Genomic DNA, 23,831 nt, shown 5'->3' with positions numbered 1-23,831 from the left:
GGTGACCATCGACACGCTGCTCGCCCGGGCGCAGCCCCTGCTTGCCCGGCGCGAGGCCCGCTGGGCCGGCTACGCCCTCGGCACCGTTGTCGCGTGGCGGATCGCCGACGCGGCACTGCCCAACGGGCTGCCGTTCGGACTGGTGCTGCTCGGCGTCGTGCTCGGCTCGCTGACGGCGCTCACGGCGATGGGCCTCGTGCTCATCTACCGCGCCAGCCGGGTCATCAACTTCGCGCAGGCGGAGTTCGGCGGCCTCGCCGCGGCCGTTGCGGTGATCCTGGTCGCAGGCGTCGGGCTGCCCTACGGGCTCGCGCTCCCGCTCGGGTTCCTCGCCGCGCTGCTGACCGGTGTGGTGGTGCACGAGGTCGTCGTACGCCGGTTCTTCACCGCGCCCCGGCTGATCCTGACGGTGGCCACGATCGGCGTCGCGGAGGTCGTCGGGTCGGGTCAGATCGCGCTGCCGACGTTCTTCACGCAGCTCAAGCCGCTGACGACGTTCCACTCCGGGCTGCCGGTGACGTTCACGGTCGGGCCGATCGTCTACAACGGCGACCACGTGATCGCGCTGGTGACGGTGCCGGTGGTGCTCGCCGGGTTGGCGTGGTTCTTCCGGCGCAGCGACACCGGCATCGCGGTGCGCGCCGCGGCCGAGTCGTCCGACCGTGCGCTGCTGCTCGGCATCCCGGTGCGCCGGCTGTCACTGCTGGCCTGGGTCGTGGCCGCCGGGCTGTCCGGCATCGGTGCCATGCTGTCGGCGCCGATCCTCGGGCCCCAGGTGGGCCAGCCGGGCGGCCCGTTGGAGCTGCTGGCCCCCCTCACCGCGGCCGTCATCGCGCGCATGGAGAGCCTGCCGGTCGCGGTGCTCGCGTCGCTGGGCATCGGCGTCTTCCAGCAGGGCATGTTCTGGAACTACCCCCGGTCGTCCTACGTCGACGTCGGCCTGTTCGTGGTCGTCCTGCTCGCGCTGCTGCTGCAGCGCCGGCGCCTGTCGCGCAGCGACGACAGCGGGCTCGGCGACCACGTCGCCGTGCGCGAGGTGCGGCCGGTGCCCGAGGTGCTCGCCCGGCTCCGCGCCGTGCGCGTCACCCGCGGCACCGCCTGGATCGTGCTGGCCGCCGTGCTCATCGGCGTACCGCAGGCGCTGTCGGTCTCGCACGTGACCTTGCTCGCCTACGTCGCCATCTACGGCGTCATCGCCGTGTCGCTGGTCGTGCTGACCGGCTGGTCCGGCCAGATCAGCCTCGGCCAGTTCGCGTTCGTCGGTGTGGGGGCTGCGACGACCGCGAGCCTCCTGGTGCACGCCCACGCCGACCTGTTCCTGGCGCTGCTCGCGTCGGCCGCGGTCGGCGCGATCACGGCGGCGCTCGTCGGCATCCCCGCCCTGCGCATCCGCGGGCTGTTCCTCGCGGTGACGACGCTGGCGTTCGGCGTACCGGTGTCGACCTACCTGCTCAACTCGGCCTACTTCCCGGCGCTCACGCCGTCGAGCTTCACCCGGCCGACGCTGCTCGAGCGCTTCGACCTGAACTCCCCGCTGCCCTTCTACTACCTGTGCCTGGCCGTCACGGCGTTCACCGTGTGGCTCGCCCGCAACTTCCGGCACAGCCGCGCCGGGCGCGTCGTGGTCGCCGTGCGCGACAACGAGCGAGGGGCGGAGTCCTACGGCATCGAGCCCATGCGCGCGAAGCTGACCGCCTTCGCGCTGTCCGGTGCGCTCGCCGGGGTCGCGGGCGGGCTCTACGTCGTCGGGCTGCGCGGCGTGCCGTTCTCCGGCTTCAGCCCGGAGAGCAGCCTGGTCGTCTTCACGATGGTCGTCATCGGCGGTGCGTCGTCACTTCCGGGCGCACTGCTCGGCGCGGTCTACGTGCAAGGGGTGCAGTACTTCCTGACCGGCGCGCTGCAGCTCTTCGCGACCGGCGCCGGGCTGCTGGTGCTGCTGCTCGTCATCCCCGGCGGGCTCGGGCAGCTCCTGTTCGATGGCCGCGACGCCGCGCTGCGCTGGTTGGCCCGCCGCAAGGGGCTTTCGGTGCCGAGCCTGGCCGAGCACCTCGACGAGCGGGCCGCCACCGGCGCCTACCCGCGCGAGCCGACGACGGCCGTCACCGGCGACGGCCTGCTGTCGGTGAGTGGTGTCGGTGCGGCCTACGGCCGCAACCCGGTCCTGCACGAGGTCAACGTCAACGTGCCCGACGGCAGCATGCTCGCGCTGCTCGGCACCAACGGCGCCGGCAAGTCGTCGCTGCTGCGGGTCGTCTGCGGCCTGCTGCCCGCAAGCGACGGCCGCGTGTTCTTCGACGGCGTCGACATCACCCAGATGGACGCCGCCCAGCGGGTGCGCCAGGGCCTGGTGATGATGCCCGGAGGTCGCGGCGTCTTCGGCGGGCTGTCGGTGCGTGACAACCTGCGGCTCGCGGCCTGGCTCTACCGCCGCGACGAACGGCAGGTCGCCGCCGCACTCGACGAGGTCTACGCGATCTTCCCGATGCTCGCCGAGCGCCCCGACGTGCTGGCCGGCCAGCTGTCCGGCGGGCAGCAGCAGATGCTGGCGCTGGCGCAGGCGCTGATGTGCAAGCCCCGGCTGCTGATGATCGACGAGCTGTCGCTCGGACTGGCGCCGTCGATCGTGGCGGAGCTCACCGGCGTCGTACGCCGGATCAACTCCGCCGGCACGACGGTCGTGCTCGTCGAGCAGTCGGTCAACGTCGCGACGACGCTCGCCGACGAGGCCGTGTTCATGGAGAAGGGCACCGTGCGGTTCGCCGGGGCGGCCGCGGACCTGACCCGGCGCGACGACCTGCTGCGGGCGGTCTTCCTCGGTCGCGGCAGCACCGGGCCCGCCGTCGCGGCGCCCGGGGCGGCCCCCGACGCCGAACGCGTCCCGCGGCTGCAGGTCACGGGCATCACGCGAAGCTTCGGCGGGGTGCACGCCCTGCGCGACGTCACGCTGTCGGTCGACGACGGCTCGATCCTCGGCATCATCGGGTCCAACGGGGCCGGCAAGACCACGCTCTTCGACGTCTGCTCCGGCTTCGTCACGCCCGATGCCGGGCGGATCCGGCTCGACGGTCGCGACCTCACCGCGGTCGGCGCCGCGGAACGGTCGGTGCGTGGGCTCGGGCGCACGTTCCAGGACGCCCGGCTGTTCCCGTCGATGACGGTCACCGAGGTGCTGGCCACCGCGCTGGAGCGGCACGTCGACGTGCGCGAGCCTCTCGCCTGCACGTTGCGGCTCGGGGCCGTGGAGAGCTCGGAGACCGAGGTCGCCTGGTGCGTCAGCGAGCTGCTCGAGCTGATGGGGCTGGAGCGCTACCGCGACGCGTTCGTCTCGGAGCTGTCGACCGGCACGCGGCGCATCGTCGAGCTGGGCGCGGTGATGGCGCACGCGCCGAGCGTCCTGCTGCTCGACGAACCGTCCAGCGGCATCGCGCAGCGCGAGGTGGAGTCACTGGCGCAGGTGCTGCTGCGAGTGCGTGAGGCGACCGGCGCGGCGATGGCGATCATCGAGCACGACATCCCGTTGGTGTCGTCGATCTCGGACCGCATGGTCTGCATGCACCTCGGTGAGGTCATCGCAACGGGTACGCCGGAAGAGGTGCTCGACCACCCGCTGGTGATCTCCTCCTACCTGGGCACCGACGACACGGCGATCGCCCGCTCCGACGTCGGCGGGCGCGCGAAGGCGAACGGGACTCGCAAGGGCGCACCTCGCGGCACGGGCACCCGCAGGAACGCGCCGAGCCGTGCGGCGACCAGGGCGGAGGCGACCGGCAGCGGGTCGAGTGCCGACCGCACGAGCGGCGACGCGGCGGCGTCCACCACTGGTCGGCGCAAGCCTGCGAACAACGGTGACGTCACGACGGCTGAGAAGAAGGTGCCGGCCGGCCGCACCCCTCGATAGGCGCAGTCGCGCCTGGGGCCCGAGCCGGTAGTCGCTCAGCCGGGCGGGTGGGGCGGCAACGTCCCGGCCCGTTCGGCCAGATCAAGGCCTTCGGAGCTACGGCCGGCGTTCCGCGCCGCGCTCAACGCCGCCATCGACTCCGGCGTGGGACGAGCGGTGAACGTCTTGATCAGCCCGTCGTCCGTCGTCTCGACTCGGACGTCGAGCCGGATGCTGTCGATGCCGAGTGGGCCGAGGTCGTCGTCCCGTTGCTCCAACAAGGCCACCGCCTCCTGGTCGGAGACGGCACGCAGCTCGACGACCGACGTGACCGAGTGCACTGCGAGGAGCCGCTCGACGAAGGCCCGGATCTCCGGCGTTCCCTCGTAGCGACCACGACCCACGTCGAACACGGCGTCGGCGGCGACGAACCCCAGTGCATCGTCCACACCGGCTCGCTGTCCCGACAGGTACGCCCGCAACGTCTCGGCGGCTGACCGGCCCACCTCTGCCTCCCCGTGTCGCACGTCAGAAGTCCAGCGGCGGACATCATCCACCTGCGTACGCCGTGCCGTGCGGATCCCCCACCACTTCCCGGTGGACGTGAGCTTCTCCCGCATGGGCAGACCCGTCCCTCGTCCGTCAGCGGCCCGGCTCGGCGTCCCCGGCGGACGTGACGTCGATCTGGCCGGGTACGACGAGCCCGCGTTCGTAGGCCATGACGACGGCATGGGTGCGGCTCGTGCAGCCGCCGGGTGAGCGCGGGGTGCAGCAGCGCGTCGCCGGCAGCGACCGTGCGGATCGCATGCGTGAGGTCGTCGCGCCGCGTGTCCTTGAGCAGGAATCCGGCGGCGCCTGCACGGATGGCGTCGTGCAGGTACTCGTCGGCGTCGTACGTGGTGAGGATCAGGATCCGTGACGGGAGACCGTCGAACAGCCCGCGACGCCGCACGCCGCCGCCTGACCATCGAGCCGCCGACGCGGTAAGCGCGGCAGCCGTCGAAGGACAGACCGCTGGGGCTCCCGCCCATCGCCGGGAGCTCCTTTGCCGGTCTGGAGTCAGCCCAACATGGCAGTCAGCGCCGGTGGCACCTCGGCGAGGCGCTCGACCGGCCGCCAGGTGCCACCGGTGCGCCGCGCGAGGGCCGCAGCCGCCGCGTGCGACTCCTCGGTCACGCCGGTGCACAGCACGTGCAGCCGGTCGATGCCGGCGAGCGCGGTCACCGGGTCGTCGCCCGAGGTGGACAGGCAGTCGCTGAGGAGGACGACGACGCGCTCGTCGGCGTTCATGCCGGCAAGCTGTGCGCCGGCCGCCCGCAACGCCGCCGCGAGGTCGGTGACCCCGTGCCCGCGCAGGGCGACCAGCTCGGTCACCACGTCCTCGGCCGGGCGCGCGGCAGCTCCGGGCTGGATCGTCGCGACCCCGCCGGAGAACGCGAGCACGCTCGTCGCCAGATGCGCCTCCGCGGCCAGCAGCACGGCCGCTGCCGCAACGGCCGCCACGGACACCGGCCGGCCGCCCATGGAACCGCTGGCGTCCACCAGCAGGCAGACCGCCCGCCGGGACGCCGTCCAGTGCCGGGTGACCAGCTCGTCGCTCGGCGGCGGCCAGTGACCCGACCAGCGGTCGAACGTGCGATCCAGATCGAGGTCGCCGTCGCTGCGCTTCGCCGGCGCCAGCCGCCGGGTGCCACGCGCCCGGTGCTGCACGCCCCGCCCGATCTGCACGAAGACGCGGGCCGCGAGCCGCCGAGCCGCGGCCTGCAGCTCCCGGTCGGTCGCGGTCGACAGGTCGCAGAGCATCTCCGCAGCGGCGTCGGGGTCCTCGCGCATCAACGCCTCGAAAGCGTCGGCGTCGAGCGCCCCGACCTCGGGTGACACCGCCTCGAAGGCCGCGTGCCGCCGCGCGAGGGTGTCACGGCTCTGGGTGCGTCCCTTGCCGCCCGGGGACCGGTCGTCGCGGCCCGCGGGCCGCCTCCTGCCGCCCGCCGCGTCAGGCGGGCTCTGGGCTTTTCCCGGGTTGCGCTCCCCCGGCTCGCCCGGCCACTGCGCGTCGACGATCTCCTCGATCACCGACTCGGCGGTGCGGTCGACGCCGTCCTGGACGCGCACGCGGCCGGAGAAGGCGGCGTACGCCGAATCCAGCGCGGTTTCGCGCACCAGGTCGCGCTCGCCGCGCAGGCGCTGCAGCCCGGTCAGCAGCAGCACCATGTCGATCGCCCCGCGCACCGACGAACCGTGCCGCAGGTCGCGGTGCTCGCGGGTGGCCCGCGCGACCCCGACCCCGAGCTCGACCGCGTCGTCGCTCACCGGGCCGTCGAGCGCGGTCACGGCGCGCACGATCTGCCGCTCGGCCGCCGCGTCCTGGTAGCCGAGGACCACGCGGCACATCCGGTCCGAGACCGCCTGGCTGACCCGGGCCGTGCCGACCGCGTCGAACGGGTTCATCGCCGCGATCAGCCGGAACTGCGGCTGGGCGCGCACGAGCCCCAGCCGCGGCACCGTGATCTCGCCTTCGGCGAGCACGGTGATCAGGACGTTGAGGGTCTCCTCCGGGATGCGGTTGAGCTCCTCGACGTACAGCAGTGCGCCGGAGCGCATCGCGACGAGCAGCGGCCCGTCGACGAACCCCTCCGGGCGGTAGCCCTCGTGCAGCACCAGCGAGGGGTCGTGCTGGCCCACCAGGCGGGCCGGGGTCAGCTCGGCGTTGCCCTCGACGAACACGACCTCGCGGCTGGTCTCGCGGGCGATCTCGCGCAGGAGCGTGGACTTGCCGGTGCCGGGCGGGCCCTCGATGACGAGGTGACGGCCCTGCGTGAGCGCGACGGTGAGGACCTCGCGCTCACGCCGGAGGCCGACGACGGGAACGGTCAACAGCTCAGCTGTCGTGCAGGATCACGCCGCGGATGTTCTTGCCGTCGAGCATGTCCTGGTAGCCCTCGTTGATCTGGTCGAGCGTGTAGGTCTTGGTGATCAGCTCGTCGAGCTTGAGGTCACCGGACCGGTAGAGCTCGACCATCTTCGGGATGTCGGCGAACGGGTCACTGGACCCGAAGAGCGAGCCCTTCACCGTCTTCTCGAACAGGGTGAGGAACGACGACGGGATCTCGAGGTTGTGCTCCATGTTGGCCAGGCCGGTGACGACGACCGTGCCGGCCTTGCGGATCGTGTTGAACGCGTTGAGCACGATCTCGGAGTTGACGACACCCGCGGTCACGATCGCCTTGTCGGCGCCAACACCCTGGGTGACGTCGAGCGCGATGGCGGCGGCCTCCTCGGCGCTGCTGGCGGAGTGGGTGGCGCCGAGCTCCTCGGCCTTCTCCCGCTTGAAGGCCACCGGGTCGACGGCGATGATGTTGCGCGCACCGGCGAGGGCCGCGCCCTGCACCGAGTTGATGCCGATGCCGCCGATGCCGTAGATGACGACGGTGTCGCCGACCTCGACGCCGCCGGTCTTGACCGCCGAGCCGAAACCGGTCGGCACGCCGCAGCCGATGAGGCAGGCCTTGTCGAGCGGCATGTCCTCGGCGATCTTCACGGCGGAGTTCTCCGAGACCACCGCGTGGTTGGAGAACGTGCCCAGCATGCACATCGCGCCGACGTCCTCGCCGTCGAGGTGGAAGCGGTAGGTGCCGTCGGGCAGGCAGCCGGCGAGCAGGTTGGCGCCCAGGTCGCACAGGTTCGAGTGGCCCGTCGCGCACCAGCGGCAGTGCCCGCACGAGGGCAGGAACGACGTGACGACGTGGTCGCCCTTCGCCAGCCGGGTGACGCCCGGACCGACCTCTTCGACGATGCCGGCGCCCTCGTGACCACCGACGATCGGGAACTTGAAGGGCGGCAGGTCGCCGGTACGAAGGTGCTCGTCGGAGTGGCACATGCCGGACGCGACGAAGCGCAGGAGCACCTCGCCCGCCTTCGGGGGATCGAGCTCCATCTCGACGACGTCCCAGTCGCGCTCCGTGCCCCTGAGCACGGCTGCCCTCGTCTTCACCAGATGCCTCCATCGACCTCGGTTGCCGAAACGGATGGCATGGTCCTATCACCGCACGTGAGCGTGCGAAAGGGCGGGTCTGACGCGTATGTCAGATCGGACGGCCGCCCCTGCCGCCACGCCCCGCGGGCAGGAACATCCGGTCGGTGCGGCGAAGTCGCCGCCCATGATTCGACGGCTGGTCCTGTCCCTGCTCGCAATCGCGGTCGCGGTGGCGACTCCCGCCGTCGCGTCCTCGGGCAGCCACGGGCGAGACGGAGGTCACGGCAGGAGCGGAGGCCACGGTCCCTGGGTGGCCCCGCCACGAGACGGCTGGGCCGGCCATGGCGGCGACCCGACGAACCTGCAGGGCTGCGACCCGCTGGACACCGCGCAGTGCCTGCTCCCCTACCCCAACGACTGGTTCACCCGGCCGGACCCGACCAGCGCCACCGGGCGACGGCTCGACCTGCCGCTGCTCGGCATGCCGCGCAACGTCGCCGGAAAGCCGATCGAGCCGCAGGAGTGGAACCGCAGCGACGGCTTCAGCGCCGGCGCGCAGATCCTCACCGTCGTGCCCGGCATGACGAAGAACAGCGACCTCGTCCCCTCCGGCCTGCCACCGGTGACCGACCTGGCGATGAACGCGGAGCCGGACCTCGGCGTCGTACTCCTCGACGAGGAGACCGGACGGCGCTGGCCGGTATGGGTCGAGATCGACCAGTACACCCAGGAGGACGGTGCGCTACCCGCCGGCACCGTCGGGTCGGTGCGGCAGGACCTGATGATCCATCCCGCGGAGAACCTCGCCGACGGCCACCGCTACGTCGTCGCCCTGCGCCACCTGGTCACCGACGACGGCACCGTCGCCGAGGCACCGGCGGCGTTCGCCTCCTACCGCGACGGCACCGCACCGGCGAGCGACCCGCGGCGGGCGCACATGGAGCACCTGTTCACGACGCTGGCCAAGGCCGGCGTCGACCGTCACGACCTCTACCTGGCCTGGGACTTCACGACCGCGAGCACCAGGAACGTGACCGGCCGGCTGCTCGCGATGCGCGACGACGCGTTCGCCCAGCTCGGCGACACCAAGCTGGCCGACGGCAAGGTGGAGGGGCACGCGCCCGCCTTCACGGTCGACTCCGTCACCGACCTCAGCCGCGCGCAGGACCCGAAGATCGCGCGGCGGATCACCGGCCACTTCACGGTGCCGTGCTACCTCGCCGCCTCCTGCGAACCGCCGGTGAAGTGCGACACGGTCACCCAGGGCACCTTCGACACCTGCCCTGAACCGTCCCAGTTCGCCCTGGACCCCAGCAACCCCGACGCGACACCGACGCAGACGCCGGGACAGACCTACAGCGCCAACTTCATCTGCAACGTCGGGCGGACTGCCTACGAGGACCATCAGCTGCTGCGGCCGGTCGAGTACGGCCACGGGCTGTTCGGCAGCGCGGGCGAGGTCAACTCCGACCCGCAGGAGACGATGGCCGACGAGCACGGGATGCTCTACTGCGCGACCGACTGGTTCGGCATGGCGTCGTTCGACATCCCCAACGCGGTCATCGCTCTCAACGACCTGTCGCGCTTCCCGCTGCTGACAGACCGCGTGCAGGAAGGCGAGCTCGCGTTCCTCTACCTGGCACGGCTGATGGTGCACCCACAGGGGTTCGCGGCGAACCCGGCGTTCCAGTGGCCGGGCGGCAAGACGTTCGTCGACACCCGCCAGGCGTTCTACGACGGCAACAGCCAGGGCGGCATCTACGGCGGCACGGTCTGCGCGGTGTCGGTGGACGTACGCCGCTGCGTGCTCGGGGTGCCCGGCATGGACTACTCGATCCTGCTGCCGCGCTCCAGCGACTACGTCGCCACCCAGCCGCTGACGGCGTACGACCCGACGAAGGTCGACCCGACCGACCCCACCAGCGCCATCGACCAGATCGGCTACTCGCAGATCCTGGACAACGCCTACCCGGACCAGTCGCAGCGGATGCTCATCCTCGACCTGATCCAGACGTTGTGGGACCGCTCCGACCCGGATGGCTACGCGACCCACATGACCGGCGGGCTGCCGGACACGCCGACGCACCAGGTGCTGCTGCAGGTGGCCTACGGCGACCACCAGGTCGCCAACATCACGGCGGAGACCGAGGCGCGCACGATCGGCGCCCGCGGCGCCTACCCGCCGCTGGTGTCGCAGCGCTACGCGCCCTACCACGACCCGTTCTGGGACATCGCCGCGCTCGACCCGTCGACACCGTGGCCGGGCTCTGCGATCGTGCTCTTCGACAGCGGGCCGGCGGGCAACGTGCCGAGCGCCGGCCACCACGGCACCGAGCCGCCGCCCGCGGCCGACATCCCCAACCGGTCCGGCGAGGATCCGCACGAGGCGCCCCGGCGCGCCACCTGCGGGCAGCAGCAGAAGGCCGACTTCCTCGCCGTCGGCGGCGCGGTCACCCTGCCGTGCGGTGGCCCGCCCTACTTCTCGTGGGGCTGGAACGGCACGAGCGGCCTCTGACCGCTCAGCACACCGTGCGCACGCGGCCGGTGTCCACGTCGTAGACGAAGCCGCCGACCGTGACCCGCGACAGGTAGGGCCAGGAACGCAGCCGCTGCACGTCGCGACGCAGCGCCGTCTCCTGGTCGGTCGTCGTGAGCAGCCGTAGGCTGCGGGTGTCGGGCCCGCCCGCCGCGGCGATCCGCTCGTGGATCTGGTCCTCGGTGCCGCTGGCCATCGCGCAGTTGGTGTGCGCGACGACCATCACGCGGTCGACGTCGAGGAGGTACGCCGCGAGCGCGAGCGTCCGCAGCACGTCGTCGGTAACCCTGGCGCCCGCGTTGCGGAGCAGCTTGGCGTCGCCGGGCTGCAGGCCGAGCATGCCGAGCGGGTCGATGCGGGAGTCCATGCACGTCAGCACGGCCAGCCGCTTGGCCGCCTTGCCGCTCAGGCCACGCAGCTCGAAGCCCGCCGCGTAGGTCTCGTTGGCCGCCAGGATGTCGGAAAATGTCTGCTCACTGGTCACGGCCGCAGGGTAGAGGGCGACTGCGGAGGGCCCGCGCGCGCTGGCTAGAGTGACGCCATCGACCGGCACTTCGACACCGGGGAGGACCCAGCCGTGGCCGAGGCACCCGCCGCCGTCACCGAGGCCGACGTGCCCGACGGGGTCGACGACTCCGTGGTCGAGGACCTGCTCGTCGAAGAGGTCTCGATCGACGGCATGTGCGGCGTCTACTGACCTCTGCCGTGACGCCGTTCGACGCCGACCGCGCGTGGCGGCTCAACCCGCAGGTCGCGCTGCGACCGGAGCCGTTCGGCGCCCTCGCCTACCACTACGGCAACCGCCGGCTCACGTTCCTCAAGACCCCGACCATGGTGGCCGCCGTGCGTGCGCTCGGCGAGCGGGCGACCGCGCGCGAGGCGCTGGTCGCGGTCGGCGTACCGGAGTCGCAGTGGCCCGCCTACGAGCGCGCGCTCGCCGCGCTGGTCGACTCGGAGGTCATCGTTGCCGCCTGAGACGACTGCCGCCGTGCCGCTGACCGAGCAGTTCAAGCGCGGCCTCGACGCCCCCATCTGCCTCACCTGGGAGCTCACCTACGCCTGCAACCTCGCCTGCGTGCACTGCCTGTCGTCGTCCGGCCGGCGCGACCCGCGCGAGCTGACGACCGCCGAGTGCCTGCGGGTCATCGACGACCTCGCCGCAATGCAGGTCTTCTACGTCAACATCGGCGGCGGCGAGCCGACCGTGCGACCCGACTTCTACGACCTCGTCGACCACGCGGTCGCGCGCAAGGTCGGCGTGAAGTTCTCGACCAACGGGGTGCGGATCGGCCCGGCGGAGGCCCGCCGGCTCGCCGACACCGACTACCTCGACGTGCAGATCAGCATCGACGGCGCCGACGCAGTCACCAACGACGCGGTCCGCGGCGACGGATCGTTCGCGACCGCGCGGCGGGCGATGGACAACCTCGCGGCCGCGGGCTTCGGCCCGTTCAAGATCAGCGTGGTGATGACGCGGCACAACGTCGACCAGCTCGACGGCTTCCGGGCGATCGCCGACTCCTACGGCGCGCAGCTGCGCATCACCCGGCTGCGCCCCTCGGGCCGCGGCGCCGACAGCTGGGCCGACCTGCACCCGACCGCCGCCCAACAGCGGCAGATCTACGACTGGCTGCTCGGCCACCCCGACACGCTGACCGGCGACTCGTTCTTCCACCTGTCGGCCTACGGCGAGGCGCTCCCGGGCCTCAACCTGTGCGGCGCCGGCCGGGTGGTGTGCCTGATCGACCCCGTCGGCGACGTCTACGCCTGCCCGTTCGTGCTGCACGAGCAGTTCCGCGCCGGCAACGTGCGCGAGCACGGCGGCTTCCCGCGGGTCTGGCGCGAGTCGGAGCTGTTCACCGAGCTGCGCCAGCCGGCCAGCGCCGGCGCCTGCGCGTCCTGCGGCTCCTACGACGCCTGCCAGGGCGGCTGCATGGCGGCGAAGTTCTTCACCGGCCTGCCGCTCGACGGCCCCGACCCGGAGTGCGTCCACGGCCACGGCGAGGCCGCCCTCGCCGGCGTGAGCGCGGACGCGGTCCCCGTCTCCGGGCCGGGCCACTCCCGCCCGGTGCCGGTGACCATCTCCCGCCGCCGGCCGTGACCTTGACCTCGCCCGTGACGCTCGGCCGTCACGGCGCCACCCGCGATGCCCGCAACCGGCTGATGTTCGGGCCGCACGAGACCAACCTCGCGCGCCGCCGCGAGATCTCCGACCGGCACGTCTCCTACTACCGGCGCCGCGCGGTCGGCGGCGCGGGCGTCATCGTCACCGAGACGGCCTCGGTACACCCGTCCGACTGGCCCTACGAGCGTGCGCCCCTGGCAACCGACTGCGCTGAGGGCTGGGCCGCGGTCGCGCGCACCTGCCACGACGACGGCGTCCTAGTCGTCGCCGCCCTCGGGCACGCGGGCGGGCAGGGCTCGTCGGCCCACAGTCAGGCGCCGCTGTGGGCGCCGTCCCCGGTCCCCGACGTGGCAACCCGCGAGACGCCGAAGGAGATGGAGCACGACGACGTCGCGGCGGTCGTCGAGGGGTTCGCGCACGCGACCCGGCTGGCCGTGGCCGCCGGCTGCGACGGGGTCGAGGTCAACGCGGGGCAGTTCAGCCTGGTGCGGCAGTTCCTGTCGGGCCTGACGAACCTGCGCGCAGACGCCTACGGCGAGGACCGGCAACGCTTCGCCCGCGAGGTCTTGGCCGCCGTGCGCGCCGCCGCGGGCGACGCCGTGGTCGGGCTGCGGCTGTCCTGCGACGAGCTCGCCCCGTGGGCCGGCATCACGCCGGAGATGTCGGTCGAGATCGCCAGGTCGCTCGCGGAGCACCTCGACTACGTGGTCGCGGTGCGCGGCTCGATCTACACGGCGTGGGCCACGCGGCCCGACGGGCACGTGCCGCCGGGGTTCAACCTGCCGCTCGCGCACGCGCTGCGCGCGGCGCTGCCAGCGGACCTGCCGGTCGTCGCCCAGGGCTCGATCGTCGACCCGGCGATGGCGGAGCAGGCACTCGAGCATGCCGACCTCGTCGAGATGACCCGGGCGCAGATCGCCGACCCCGACCTCGGCGCGAAGATCACCGCCGGCATCCCCGAGCAGGTGCGGCCCTGCATCCTCTGCAACCAGGCCTGCCAGGTGCGCGACGCCCGCAACCCGATCGTCTCCTGCGTCGGCGAGCCGTCGAGCGGCCACGAGTGGGAGGACCCCCCTGTCGGCGTCGCGACCGCCGCGCCGGCCGAGGTGCTCGTGGTCGGGGCCGGCCCGGCCGGGCTCGAAGCCGCCCGGGTCGCGGCGCTCGCCGGCCATACCGTTCACCTCGTCGAGCGCGCCGCCCGCACCGGGGGGATGCTGCGGGCCGCGGCCGCGGGCGCCGGGCGCGAGCGGCTCGCCGCCCTGGCCGACTGGCTCGACGCGGAGTGCCGGCGGATCGGCGTACGCATCGACACGGGCACCGAGGCGACCGCTGAGAGCGTCGCCGCGCACGGCGGGCCGGTGCTCCTGTGCACCGGCAGCCGGCCCGGCGCGCGGCGCTACGAGGCGGCCGACGACGCAACCGTCGTGGACGCCGACGACCTCCTCGCGGGGGCCGAAGTCCCCGACGGGCCGGTGGCCGTGTGGGACCCGATCGGCGGCCCGATCGGCATCAGCGTCGCCGAACTCCTTGCCGCGCAAGGCAAAGAGGTCTCCTTCCTCACCCCCGACCTCATCGTCGGGCAGCAGCTGTCGCGCACCGGCGACCTGGCGGTCGCGCACACCCGGCTGCACCAGGCCGGCGTGGCGCTGGAGAAGCGGTCGGTGCTCCGACGCGTCGACGCGGCGACCGCGACGGTCACCGACACGTTCACCGGGGAGCCGCGAGACGTGAAGGCCGCCGTGGTCGTCGACGCGGGCTACCGGCGGCCCGACGACACGCTGTGGCAGGCCGACGAGTCACAGCCCCGGGCCGGCGATGCGGTGTCGCCCCGATCGGTCTACGAGGCCGTGCTGGAAGGCCGGCGGCTGGCGCTGGGACTCGCGCCATGAGCCGCTACCGCTACCTGTTCACGCCGCTGCGGCTCGGACCCGTCGTGGTGCCCAACCGCATCGTGTTCTCGGCGCACCTGACGATCTACGCCGAGGACGGGCACCCGAGCCCGCAGCACGCGGCCTACTACGGCGCGCGCGCCGCCGGCGGCGTCGGGCTGATCGTCACCGAGGAGCACTCGACCCACCCGACCGACTGGCCCTACGAGAAGCTGATCCACGGCTTCCACGAGTCGGTGATCCCCGGCTACCGGGCCATCACCGACGCCGTGCACCGGCACGGCACGCCGATCTTCGCGCAGATCAACCACAACGGCGGCCAGGGCACCGGCATGTACTCCCGGCTGCCGGTCTGGGCCCCCTCCCCCGTGCCCGACCCGCTCTTCCGCGAGGTGCCGAAGGAGGTCGACCACGGGGAGATCCGCGAGATCGTCGCCGGCTACGCGCTGGTCGCCGAGCACTGCCGCGCCGGCGGCTTCGACGGCATCGAGTTGCAGTGCTCGCACTCCTCGATCGTGCGGCAGTTCCTGTCCGCGGCGACCAACACCCGCACCGACGCGTACGGCGGAGCGCTCGAGCACCGCACCCGGATCCTGGTCGAGATCATCGACGCGGTGCGCGAGGCGATCGGGCCGTCCCTGGCCCTCGGCGTGCGGCTCTGCGGCGACGAGCTGATCGAGGGCGGCACGACGATCGACGAGGCCGTCGAGGTGGCGCGCATCGTCGAGGCCACCGGCAAGGTGGACTACATCAACACCTCGATCGGGGTCGCCACCGCGACCCTCTACATGATCGAGGCCTCGATGCACATCCCTCCGGGCTACGCGATGTTCATCCCGTCGGCGATCCGCAAGGCGGTGCAGCTGCCGGTCGTGGGCGTGGGCCGGTTCAAGGACCCGATCCAGGCCGAGCGCGCGCTGGTCGAGGGGCACTGCGACCTCGTCGGCGTGGTTCGCGGCCAGATCGCCGACGCCGACTTCGCCGCGAAGGCGCGCAGCGGGCACACGGACGACATCCGGCTGTGCCTGTCGTGCAACCAGGAGTGCGTCGGCCGCATGGGCCTGAACCGGTGGCTCGGTTGCATCGAGAACCCCCGCACCGGCAGGGAGGATCTGGTGCCGGAGCAGCCACCGGCAGCACCCCGCCGTCGGCGGGTGCTGGTCGTCGGCGCCGGGCCGGCCGGCCTGCAGGCGGCGATCTCCGCGGCCCAGCGCGGCCACGAGGTCGAGGTCCGCGAGCAGGAGGACACCGCCGGCGGGCAGGCCCGGCTCGCGGCGACCGTGCCCAACCGGGCTGAGTTCGGCGACATCGTGCGCAACCAGGTGACCGAGTGCGGCCGCCTCGGCGTACGCATCCGCTACCGGCAGCGGGTCGACGCGACCGCCATCCGCGCCGCCGCCCCCGACGTCGTCGTCATCGCGACCGGCGCGACGCCGGAGCGGCCCTACTGGATGAGTGACGAACCGGGCGCGCCGCGGGTGGCGCACGTGCGCGAGGTCCTCGACGGCACCGCCGTGCCCGGGGGCCACGTCGTCGTGGTCGACGAGCTCGGCTTCCACCACGCGACGAGCGTCGCCGAGCTCTTGGCCGACCGCGGCTGCGCCGTCGAGGTCGTCACCCCGGGCATGGTCGTCGGGCAGGACCTCGGCATCACGCTCGACATGGAGAACTGGAACGTCCGCGCCGCCGCCAAGGGCATCCGGCAGGCCACCGACCTCGTCGTCACCGGGGTGTCGCCGGAAGGGCTCGCGCTGCTGCACCACCCGACCGGGCGGCAGGAGCTACGCCGCTGCGACTGGGTCGTGCTCGCGACGCCGCAGCGCGCCGACGACGCCCTCTACCGCGAGCTGCGCGACGAGCCCGGCCTCGAGGTGCACCGGGTCGGCGACTGCGTCGCGCCGCGCCGCGCCCACGCCGCGGTCATCGACGGCGACCGGATCGGGGCGACGCTGTGACGGCGACGCTGATCGCCGTGGTGCCCGTGCGCGGCGGGACCCTGCCCCTGGGTGGCGACGAGGCGGTGGCGGAGGCCGGCGGCCGCGCGTTGCTCGTCGGTGACGGCACCCGCGAGGCGGCCCGCGATCTGGCCGGCGCCGCCGAGGTCTGGACCTGGGAGGCGGGTGGCTACGCACCGGCCGCGTGGGCGACCGCGCTCGCGCCCCGGCTGGCGCCGGAACGCGTCGTGCTGCTGCCCGCGTCCCCGGACGGCCGCGACCTCGCCCCCCGGCTCGCCGCGGCACTCGGCCGCCCGCTGCTGGCCGGCGCGCTGCAGGTCCGCGCCGACCGCGCGCTGCTCGCCCGGCACGGCGGCCTGGCCACCGTCGACGTCGGCATCGACGAACCGGTCGTCGCGACGCTGCAGCCGGGCGTGCGGGGCGTGGAGGCGGCACCCGCCAAACCCGCCAAGCCGCGCGCGCTGAAGATGGCGCGGGCGACCGGGCGCGACGCCGACGTGGTCGAGGTGCTGCCGCCCGACCCGGCGACGATGGACCTCGCCGAGGCGCCGCGGATCGTGGCCGGCGGCGCGGGCCTGCACGAGGACGACTTCCCGCTGCTGGCCGACGTGGCAACGGCGCTCGGTGCCTCGATGGGCGCCACCCGGGTGGTCGCCGACGCCGGCTGGGTGCCCTTCGAGCGGCAGATCGGCACGACGGGGGTCGCCGTCGATCCCGACCTCTACATCGCGCTCGGCATCTCCGGCGCGGTGCAGCACACGTCCGGCATCGGCCACCCCCAGCACGTGGTGGCGGTCAACGTCGACCCGAGCTGCCCGATGATGGCGCTGGCCGACCTGGCGCTGGTCACCGACGCGCCCGCACTGCTGCGAGCGCTCGCGGCGCGGCTGGACGTCGCCCGTCCCGAGGAGGCCGGCCGTGGCTGAACGGTTCGACGTGGTCATCGTGGGCGCCGGCCCGGCCGGGGCGACCGCGGCCCTCGTCGCCGCGCGGGCCGGCCTCTCGGTCTGCCTGCTGGAACGCGGCCCGTTCCCCGGCTCGAAGAACATGTACGGCGGCGTCATCTACGGCCGCATCCTCGACCAGGTGCTGCCGGGGTGGTTCGACGAGGCACCGGTCCAGCGCTGGATCACCCGCCGCTCGACGATGGTCACCACCGACGACCAGGCGCTGACCATCGACTTCCGCAACGGAGCCTGGTCCCGGGCCCCGTACAACGGGGCGACCGCCTTCCGGGCCGACTTCGACGGGTGGCTGGCCGGCAAGGCCGAGGAGGCCGGCGCGACGCTCGTCTGCGCGACCACGGCCACCGGGCTGCTGCGCGGTGGCGACGGCCGGGTGGTCGGCGTACGCACCGACCGCCCCGACGGCGACATCGAGGCCGGCCTGGTGATCGCGGCCGACGGCGTCAACTCGTTCCTCGCGAAGGAGGCCGGCCTCTACCCGCACTTCTCGGCCGAGCACATCACCCTCGGGGCCAAGGAGGTGCTGCACCTGGGCCGCGACGAGATCGACCGCCGGTTCGGGCTGCGCGACCTCGAGGGCCTCGACATCGAGATGCTCGGCTGCACGCAGGGCATCGCCGGCGGCGGCTTCCTCTACACGAACCTCGAGAGCATCGCCGTCGGGGTCGTCCTGTCGGTCACCGGTCTGGCCCGCTCCGGCCTGCGGCCCGAGCAGGTCATTGCGGGCATGAAGCAGCACCCCGCGATCGCGCCCTACGTCGAGGGCGGCGAGCTCGTCGAGTACTCCGCACACCTGATCCCCGAGGGCGGCTACCGCGTGATGGCCGAGCTGGCCGGCGACGGCCTGCTCGTCACGGGCGACGCCGCCGGGTTGTGCCTGGCCGCCGGGCTCTGGCTCGAAGGCGTCAACTTCGCGATCGGGTCGGGCCTGGCGGCGGCGCAGACGGCGGTCGAGGCGCTGGCAGCCGGTGACACGTCCGCGGCCGGGCTGGCCGGCTACCGGAGGCGGCTGGAGCGCAGCTTCGTGCTACAGGATCACAGGAAGCTGCGGCGGGCTCCCGACCTGCTGCTGTCCGACCGGGTGCAACGCCTCTACCCGCAGCTCACCTGCGACGTCGCGGAGGGCATCTTCACCGTGGAGAACCCGAGCCGCAAGCGAGGGCTGGCGCGCGTGGCGCTCGACGCGGTCCGCCGGTCGCCGGTGCGCGTGCGCGACCTCGCCCGCGACAGCCTGACCATGCTGAGGAGCTACGGATGAGCCGGCGCTGGGGCGGGCCCAGCTTCGAGGACCGCATGGCGACGGTCGACTTCCGGGTCGCGCCGACCGCGCACATCACCGTCGACTCCGACGTCTGCCGCAGCTGTACGACGAAGGCCTGCGTCACCGCCTGCCCCGCCAACCTCTTCGTGCCGACCTCCGACGGCGGCGTGCTGTTCAACTACGAGCAGTGCTTCGAGTGCGGCACCTGCTACCTGGTCTGCGACGAGGCGGGCGCGCTGACCTGGACCTACCCGGAGGGCGGCCACGGCGTCGTCCTGCGCAGGTCGTGATGGCCGGCACCGTCGTCGCGTGCCTGAAGCACGTCGCGCTGCGGGTGCGGGTGGACCCGCTGACCGGCGACGTCTCGGCCGAGCCGCACGCCACCGGCATGTCCGACGCCGACCGGGCGGCGCTCGAGTGGGCGCTGCGCCTGGGCGAGCACTGGGGGCGCGACGTCGTCGCGGTGACGGCCGGGCCGGCGGCGGCGGCCGGCGTGCTGCGCACCGCGCTCGCCGCCGGCGCGAGCCGCGCGGTGCGGGCCGACCTGCCGGTCGACGCGGCAAGTGACTCGGTCGCGGCGGCGCTCGCGGCGGCCGTCCCCGACGGCGAGGTCTGGCTCTGCGGCGACCACAGCCTGGATCGGGGCAGCGGGTCGGTGCCGGCGTTCCTCGCCGCGCAGGTCGACGCCGCGCAGGCGCTCGGGCTGGTCTACCTCGAACCGGCCGGCGACGGCGTCCTCACCGCCGAGCGCCGCCTCGACGGCGCCCGGCGGGAGCGGCTGCGGGTGCCGGCTCCCGCGGTGCTGTCCGTCGAGTCCGCCACGGCACGGCTGCGGCGGGCCCCGCTGCCGGCGCTCGTCGACACGCGCGCCGCCGACATCGCCGTGACGCCGGCGCCCTCCGCCGTACGCCGTGAGCCGGCCGGGCACGTCAGGCCGTTCCGCCCCCGCGCCCGGTCCCTGCCCGGTCCCGACCCGGCGCTGCCGGCGCGGGAACGGCTGCTCGTGCTGACCGGCGCGCTCAGCGAGCGCACGCCGCCCCGGCTGGTGACCGCGGGACCGGAGGAGGCCGCCGACGAGCTGGTGCGGTTCCTGCGTGACACCGGCTACCTGACATGACCCGGCGTTGAGCAGCGGGCTCGCGGACCTCACCTGGCCGGAGGTGGCGGGCCGGCCCACGCTGGTCGTGCCGCTCGGCTCGCTGGAGCAGCACGGCCCGCACCTGCCGCTCGACACCGATACCAGGATCGCGGTCGCACTCGCGGAGCGGCTGGCCGCCGCCGAGCCGGGCTGCGTCGTCGCCCCCGCGGTGGCCTACGGCGCGAGCGGGGAGCACCAGACCTTTCCGGGCACCCTGTCGATCGGCTCCGAGGCGCTGGAGCTGCTGCTGGTCGAGCTGGTGCGTTCGGCGTCGGCGACGTTCGCACGCACCGTGCTGGTCAACGGCCACGGCGGCAACACCGAGACCGTCTCTCGGGCGGCGGCCCGGCTGACCGGCGAGAGCCGGCCGGTGCGGTGCTGGTCGCCGCGGCACGGCGGGCCGACCGACAGCCACGCCGGACGGGCGGAGACCTCCCTGATGCTGGCGCTCGCACCGGCCCTCGTGCACCTCGACCGGGCGAGCGCGGGCAACACCGAGCCGCTCGCCGACCTGCTGGGCCGCCTCCGGGCAGGCGGCGTCCGCTCGGTGTCCGCGACGGGGGTCCTCGGCGACCCCACCGGTGCGCACGCGGCCGAGGGCGTCGCGCTGCTGGACCGGCTGGCGTCGGACCTGATCGCCGACGTACGCGCGTGGGTCGCGGCGTGACGTTCCCCGAGACGTTCGGGGTGGCACTCGATCGCGACACCGCGGTCTACGACGCGGGGCGCACGCTGCTCGGCGGGTCCCCGCTGCGCCTGGTGCGCCTGTCCGAGGGCGGAGCCGCGGCCGTCGGCCGCTGGCGGACCGGAGGCCGCCCCGCGTCGCCGGCGGAGCGGGCGCTGGCGGGCCGCCTCGTCGACGCAGGCCTCGCCCATCCCGTGCCTCCGGCCGTGGTCGTGGCCGACGTCACGGTCGTCGTCCCGGTGCGCGACCGGGCCGACGACCTGGCCGCCTGCCTGGCCGCGCTCGGCGGCGAGGTGCCGGTCCTGGTCGTCGACGACGGTTCGGTCGACGCCGCACCGGTGCGGCGGCTGGCGGCCGAGCACGGCGCCGCCCTGCTGCGGCGGGAGCGGCCCGGCGGCCCGGCGGCCGCGCGCAACGCGGGTTGGGACGCGTGCACCACGGCGTACGTCGCGTTCGTCGACTCCGACTGCCGCCCCGCACCGGGGTGGTTGGCCCCGCTGCTCGCCCACCTCGCCGACCCCGACGTGCACGCCGTCGCCCCACGGATCATCGACGCGCCGGGCGACGGTTGGCTGGCGGCCTTCGAGGCCGCCCGGTCGCCGCTCGACCTCGGGGACCGCGCGGCCGGCGTACGGCAAGGCTCCCGGGTGCCCTACGTGCCGGCGGCGGCGCTCGTCGTGCGGCGCGACTGCCCGCTGCGGTTCGACGAGTCGATGCCGGTGGGCGAGGACGTCGACCTCGTCTGGCGGCTGGCCGCAGGCGGCGGCCGCGTGAGGTACGAGCCGGCGTCGCGGGTCGCGCACCGGCACCGCACCCGGCCGGTCCCGCTGCTGCACCGCCGGTTCGACTACGGCACGTCGGCCGCACCGCTCGCCGCTCGCCATCCGGGCCGGCTGCCGGCCGTGTCGCTCAACGCGTGGAGCGTCGCCGCCTGGTCGTTGCTGCTCGCCCGCCGCCCGGTGCTCGCCGGCGTCGTGACGGGGGTCGCCGCCGCGCGGTTGGCGCATCGGCTGGAAGGCCGCACCGCCTCGCCGTACGCCGTGTCGGTCCGGCTGGCCGGCCGCGGCACGCTCGGCGCCGGCCGGCTGCTCGCGGCGGCGACCACCCGCACCTGGCTGCCGGTTGCCGGCGCGGCCGCGGTCCGGTCGAGGCGGATCCGCACGGCGCTCGCCGCCGCCGTGACGGTGCCGGCGCTGCTGCAGTGGCTCGACCGGCGGCCGGCCCTGGACCCGGTGCGCTGGACCGCGGCGTCGCTGCTCGACGACGCGGCGTACTGCGCCGGCGTCTGGGCCGGTTGCGCCCGCGAAAGGACGCTCGATCCGCTGCTGCCGTCATGGCGCCCGGCGGAGGAATCCGAGATCCACGGCTGACGTTGCCTGCCGCGTAGGCTGCAAACAGAGGTCTTACCGGACCGTCATCGAAGCCCGCGCAGGAGGCGAACCGCGCCGTGTCAGCGCAGCAGTCCCAACCGGAGTCCGACCCGCTGGCGTCGTTCGGACCCAACGAGTGGCTCGTCTACGAGATGTACCAGCAGTACCTCCGCGACCCCGACTCCGTCGACCGGGCCTGGTGGGACTTCTTCGCCGACTACCAGCCCCGGATGGCCGACAACCCGGCCGGCTCGCCGGTGAGCGACACCGGCAACGGGGCCGTGCCCCGGCCGGCGCCGCCGACGGCCACACCGGCTGCCACGCCGGCCACACCCGCACCCGCACCCGCGCCTGCCGCTGCCGCACCCGCGCCGGTCACGCCGGCGGCACCGGCACCGCAGCCCGCGGCGCAGCAGCCGGGCGAGGCACCGAAACCCGCCTCGGCCCCTGCCTCCGGATCGGCGGCGCCCGCGCCGCAGGCGGACGAGCACACCACGCCGTTGCGTGGCTACGCCGCCCGCGTGGTCACCAACATGGAGGCCAGCCTCGGCGTCCCGACCGCGACCAGCGTGCGGTCGATCCCCGCCAAGCTGCTGATCGACAACCGCACGGTCATCAACAACCACCTGCGCCGCGGCCGCGGCGGCAAGGTGAGCCTGACCCACCTCATCGGCTACGCGCTGGTGCGCGCACTCGACGTGATGCCGGCGATGAACCGCAGCTTCGCCGAGGTCGGCGGCAAGCCCGCGATGGTCGAGCCCGCCCACGTCAACCTCGGCCTCGCCATCGACCAGCAGCGCGACGACGGCAGCCGGCAGCTGCTCGTGCCGGCCATCAAGGGCGCCGAGACCATGGACTTCGCGCAGTTCTGGTCGGCCTACGAGGACATCATCCGCAAGGCCCGCAACAACGCGCTCACGCCCGACGACTTCGCCGGCACGACGATCAGCCTGACCAACCCGGGCACGATCGGCACCGTCCACTCGGTGCCGCGGCTGATGGCCGGGCAGGGCACGATCGTCGGAGTCGGCGCGCTGGAGTACCCCGCGGAGTACCAAGGCGCGTCGGAGGAGACGCTCGCCGACCTCGCGGTCAGCAAGGTGCTGACGCTCACCAGCACCTACGACCACCGCATCATCCAGGGCGCCGAGTCGGGCGACTTCCTGCGCGTGATGCACCAGCTGCTGCTCGGCGACAACGACTTCTACGACGAGGTCTTCCGGGCGATGAGGATCCCTTATGACCCGGTGCGCTGGGCGCCCGACGTCTCGCTCGACCACGAGGACCAGGTCGGGAAGCCGGCTCGCGTCATCGAGCTGATCCACGCGTTCCGGGTGCGCGGGCACCTGATGGCCGACACCAACCCGCTCGAGTTCGAGCTGCGCAAGCACCCGGACCTCGACGTGGTCACCCACGGCCTGACGCTGTGGGACCTCGACCGCGAGTTCCCCGCCGGCGGCTTCCCGGGCGGCGCCCCCGACAAGCGGGTGATGAAGCTGCGCGACATCCTCGGCGTGCTGCGCGACTCCTACTGCCGCACGGTCGGCATCGAGTACATGCACATCCAGGACCCCGACCAGCGGCTCTGGATCCAGCAGCACGTCGAGCGTCCGCACGAGAAGCCCGACCGGGCCGAGCAGCTGCACATCCTCGCCAAGCTGAACCAGGCCGAGGCGTTCGAGACGTTCCTGCAGACCAAGTACATCGGGCAGAAGCGCTTCAGCCTCGAGGGGGGCGAGACGCTGATCCCGCTGCTCGACGCCGTACTCACCGCGGCCGCTCACGACGACATGGACGAGGTCGTCGTCGGCATGTCGCACCGCGGCCGGCTCAACGTGCTCGCCAACATCGTCGGCAAGTCCTACGGCCAGATCTTCCGCGAGTTCGAGGGCAACCTGGACCCGCGCACCGCGCATGGTTCCGGCGACGTGAAGTACCACCTCGGCGCCGAGGGCACCTACACCGCGCCGGACGGCGAGCAGGTCGCCGTGTCGCTGTCGTCGAACCCGAGCCACCTCGAGGCCGTCGACTCGGTGCTGGAAGGCATCGCCCGGGCG

General features: G+C 73.6%; 19 protein-coding genes. 14 read left to right on the top strand and 5 right to left on the bottom strand.

Annotated features, from left to right (window positions below; translation table 11 throughout):
- The first annotated feature begins 1 nt into the window (after position 1).
- Positions 2-3,898, top strand: coding sequence for an ATP-binding cassette domain-containing protein (locus tag VFJ21_08890; protein HET7407229.1), 3,897 nt, complete (start codon positions 2-4; stop codon positions 3,896-3,898).
- 35 nt (positions 3,899-3,933) lie between these two features.
- Here VFJ21_08890 and VFJ21_08885 read toward each other — a convergent pair whose 3' ends face one another.
- From VFJ21_08885 to VFJ21_08870, 4 genes are all read right to left on the bottom strand, one after another.
- Positions 3,934-4,383, bottom strand: coding sequence for a hypothetical protein (locus VFJ21_08885; protein ID HET7407228.1), 450 nt, complete (start codon positions 4,381-4,383; stop codon positions 3,934-3,936).
- 136 nt (positions 4,384-4,519) lie between these two features.
- On the bottom strand, positions 4,520-4,684 hold the full coding sequence (locus tag VFJ21_08880) for a hypothetical protein (GenBank protein HET7407227.1): 165 nt from the start codon (positions 4,682-4,684) through the stop codon (positions 4,520-4,522).
- 252 nt (positions 4,685-4,936) lie between these two features.
- Entirely contained in the window at positions 4,937-6,751 is a 1,815-nt protein-coding gene (locus tag VFJ21_08875) for a MoxR family ATPase (GenBank protein HET7407226.1), read from the bottom strand.
- Positions 6,752-6,755: 4 nt separating this feature from the next.
- A complete protein-coding gene (locus VFJ21_08870; protein HET7407225.1) occupies positions 6,756-7,868 on the bottom strand; it encodes an NDMA-dependent alcohol dehydrogenase in 1,113 nt (370 codons plus the stop codon).
- A 292-nt stretch (positions 7,869-8,160) separates the two neighbouring features.
- Between VFJ21_08870 and VFJ21_08865 the strand changes: the two genes are divergently transcribed.
- Positions 8,161-10,365 (top strand): hypothetical protein, encoded by a 2,205-nt coding sequence (locus VFJ21_08865; GenBank protein HET7407224.1) that lies wholly within the window; start codon positions 8,161-8,163, stop codon positions 10,363-10,365.
- A gap of 4 nt (positions 10,366-10,369) precedes the next feature.
- On the opposite strand, the gene VFJ21_08860 is transcribed toward VFJ21_08865, so the two are convergent.
- Positions 10,370-10,870, bottom strand: a complete 501-nt coding sequence (locus VFJ21_08860) for a carbonic anhydrase (protein ID HET7407223.1) — start codon at positions 10,868-10,870, stop codon at positions 10,370-10,372.
- A gap of 129 nt (positions 10,871-10,999) precedes the next feature.
- Here VFJ21_08860 and mftA point away from each other — a divergent pair, with 129 nt between their 5' ends.
- The 12 genes from mftA to VFJ21_08800 form a co-directional block, all read left to right on the top strand.
- A complete protein-coding gene (gene mftA, locus VFJ21_08855) occupies positions 11,000-11,083 on the top strand; it encodes a mycofactocin precursor MftA (GenBank protein HET7407222.1) in 84 nt (27 codons plus the stop codon).
- Between the two features lie 8 nt (positions 11,084-11,091).
- Positions 11,092-11,361, top strand: a complete 270-nt coding sequence (gene mftB / locus VFJ21_08850) for a mycofactocin biosynthesis chaperone MftB (GenBank protein ID HET7407221.1) — start codon at positions 11,092-11,094, stop codon at positions 11,359-11,361.
- Between the two features lie 13 nt (positions 11,362-11,374).
- The gene (gene mftC, locus VFJ21_08845; protein HET7407220.1) at positions 11,375-12,487 is read left to right on the top strand and encodes a mycofactocin radical SAM maturase; all 1,113 of its coding nucleotides are present in this window, start codon (positions 11,375-11,377) and stop codon (positions 12,485-12,487) included.
- A 14-nt stretch (positions 12,488-12,501) separates the two neighbouring features.
- Positions 12,502-14,400 carry a mycofactocin system FadH/OYE family oxidoreductase 1 gene (locus VFJ21_08840; protein HET7407219.1) on the top strand — a complete coding sequence of 633 codons (1,899 nt, stop codon included), beginning with the start codon at positions 12,502-12,504 and terminating at the stop codon, positions 14,398-14,400.
- Positions 14,397-16,355, top strand: coding sequence for a mycofactocin system FadH/OYE family oxidoreductase 2 (locus VFJ21_08835; GenBank protein HET7407218.1), 1,959 nt, complete (start codon positions 14,397-14,399; stop codon positions 16,353-16,355). Before VFJ21_08840 ends, VFJ21_08835 begins: the two co-directional genes overlap by 4 nt.
- Entirely contained in the window at positions 16,352-17,281 is a 930-nt protein-coding gene (locus VFJ21_08830) for a mycofactocin-associated electron transfer flavoprotein alpha subunit (GenBank protein HET7407217.1), read from the top strand. Before VFJ21_08835 ends, VFJ21_08830 begins: the two co-directional genes overlap by 4 nt.
- Positions 17,274-18,578, top strand: a complete 1,305-nt coding sequence (locus VFJ21_08825) for an FAD-dependent oxidoreductase (GenBank protein HET7407216.1) — start codon at positions 17,274-17,276, stop codon at positions 18,576-18,578. The genes VFJ21_08830 and VFJ21_08825 overlap by 8 nt, the downstream gene beginning before the upstream one ends.
- The gene (locus VFJ21_08820) at positions 18,575-18,871 is read left to right on the top strand and encodes a 4Fe-4S dicluster domain-containing protein (GenBank protein ID HET7407215.1); all 297 of its coding nucleotides are present in this window, start codon (positions 18,575-18,577) and stop codon (positions 18,869-18,871) included. The genes VFJ21_08825 and VFJ21_08820 overlap by 4 nt, the downstream gene beginning before the upstream one ends.
- Positions 18,871-19,698 carry a mycofactocin-associated electron transfer flavoprotein beta subunit gene (locus tag VFJ21_08815; GenBank protein HET7407214.1) on the top strand — a complete coding sequence of 276 codons (828 nt, stop codon included), beginning with the start codon at positions 18,871-18,873 and terminating at the stop codon, positions 19,696-19,698. The genes VFJ21_08820 and VFJ21_08815 overlap by 1 nt, the downstream gene beginning before the upstream one ends.
- Positions 19,699-19,705: 7 nt before the next feature.
- On the top strand, positions 19,706-20,386 hold the full coding sequence (mftE, locus tag VFJ21_08810) for a mycofactocin biosynthesis peptidyl-dipeptidase MftE (GenBank protein ID HET7407213.1): 681 nt from the start codon (positions 19,706-19,708) through the stop codon (positions 20,384-20,386).
- Entirely contained in the window at positions 20,383-21,774 is a 1,392-nt protein-coding gene (gene mftF / locus VFJ21_08805) for a mycofactocin biosynthesis glycosyltransferase MftF (GenBank protein HET7407212.1), read from the top strand. Before mftE ends, mftF begins: the two co-directional genes overlap by 4 nt.
- A gap of 77 nt (positions 21,775-21,851) precedes the next feature.
- Positions 21,852-23,831 (top strand): multifunctional oxoglutarate decarboxylase/oxoglutarate dehydrogenase thiamine pyrophosphate-binding subunit/dihydrolipoyllysine-residue succinyltransferase subunit (locus VFJ21_08800; GenBank protein ID HET7407211.1); only part of this gene is annotated, 1,980 nt, incomplete at its 3' end.

It is taken from the genome of Mycobacteriales bacterium (genome assembly GCA_035690485.1).
Taxonomy (GTDB): domain Bacteria; phylum Actinomycetota; class Actinomycetes; order JAFAQI01; family DASSKL01; genus DASSKL01.
Note: the sequence above shows the minus strand (reverse complement) of the source record. Positions and strands in the feature narration are given on the sequence as shown.

What these genes read in the sequence shown, in the direction of transcription:
- VFJ21_08820 (HET7407215.1), top strand. Translation starts at nt 18,575, where the DNA reads ATGAGCCGGCGCTGGGGCGGGCCCAGCTTCGAGGACCGCATGGCGACG.
- VFJ21_08880 (HET7407227.1), bottom strand. Translation starts at nt 4,684, where the DNA reads ATGCGATCCGCACGGTCGCTGCCGGCGACGCGCTGCTGCACCCCGCGC.
- VFJ21_08835 (HET7407218.1), top strand. Translation starts at nt 14,397, where the DNA reads ATGAGCCGCTACCGCTACCTGTTCACGCCGCTGCGGCTCGGACCCGTC.
- VFJ21_08815 (HET7407214.1), top strand. Translation starts at nt 18,871, where the DNA reads ATGGCCGGCACCGTCGTCGCGTGCCTGAAGCACGTCGCGCTGCGGGTG.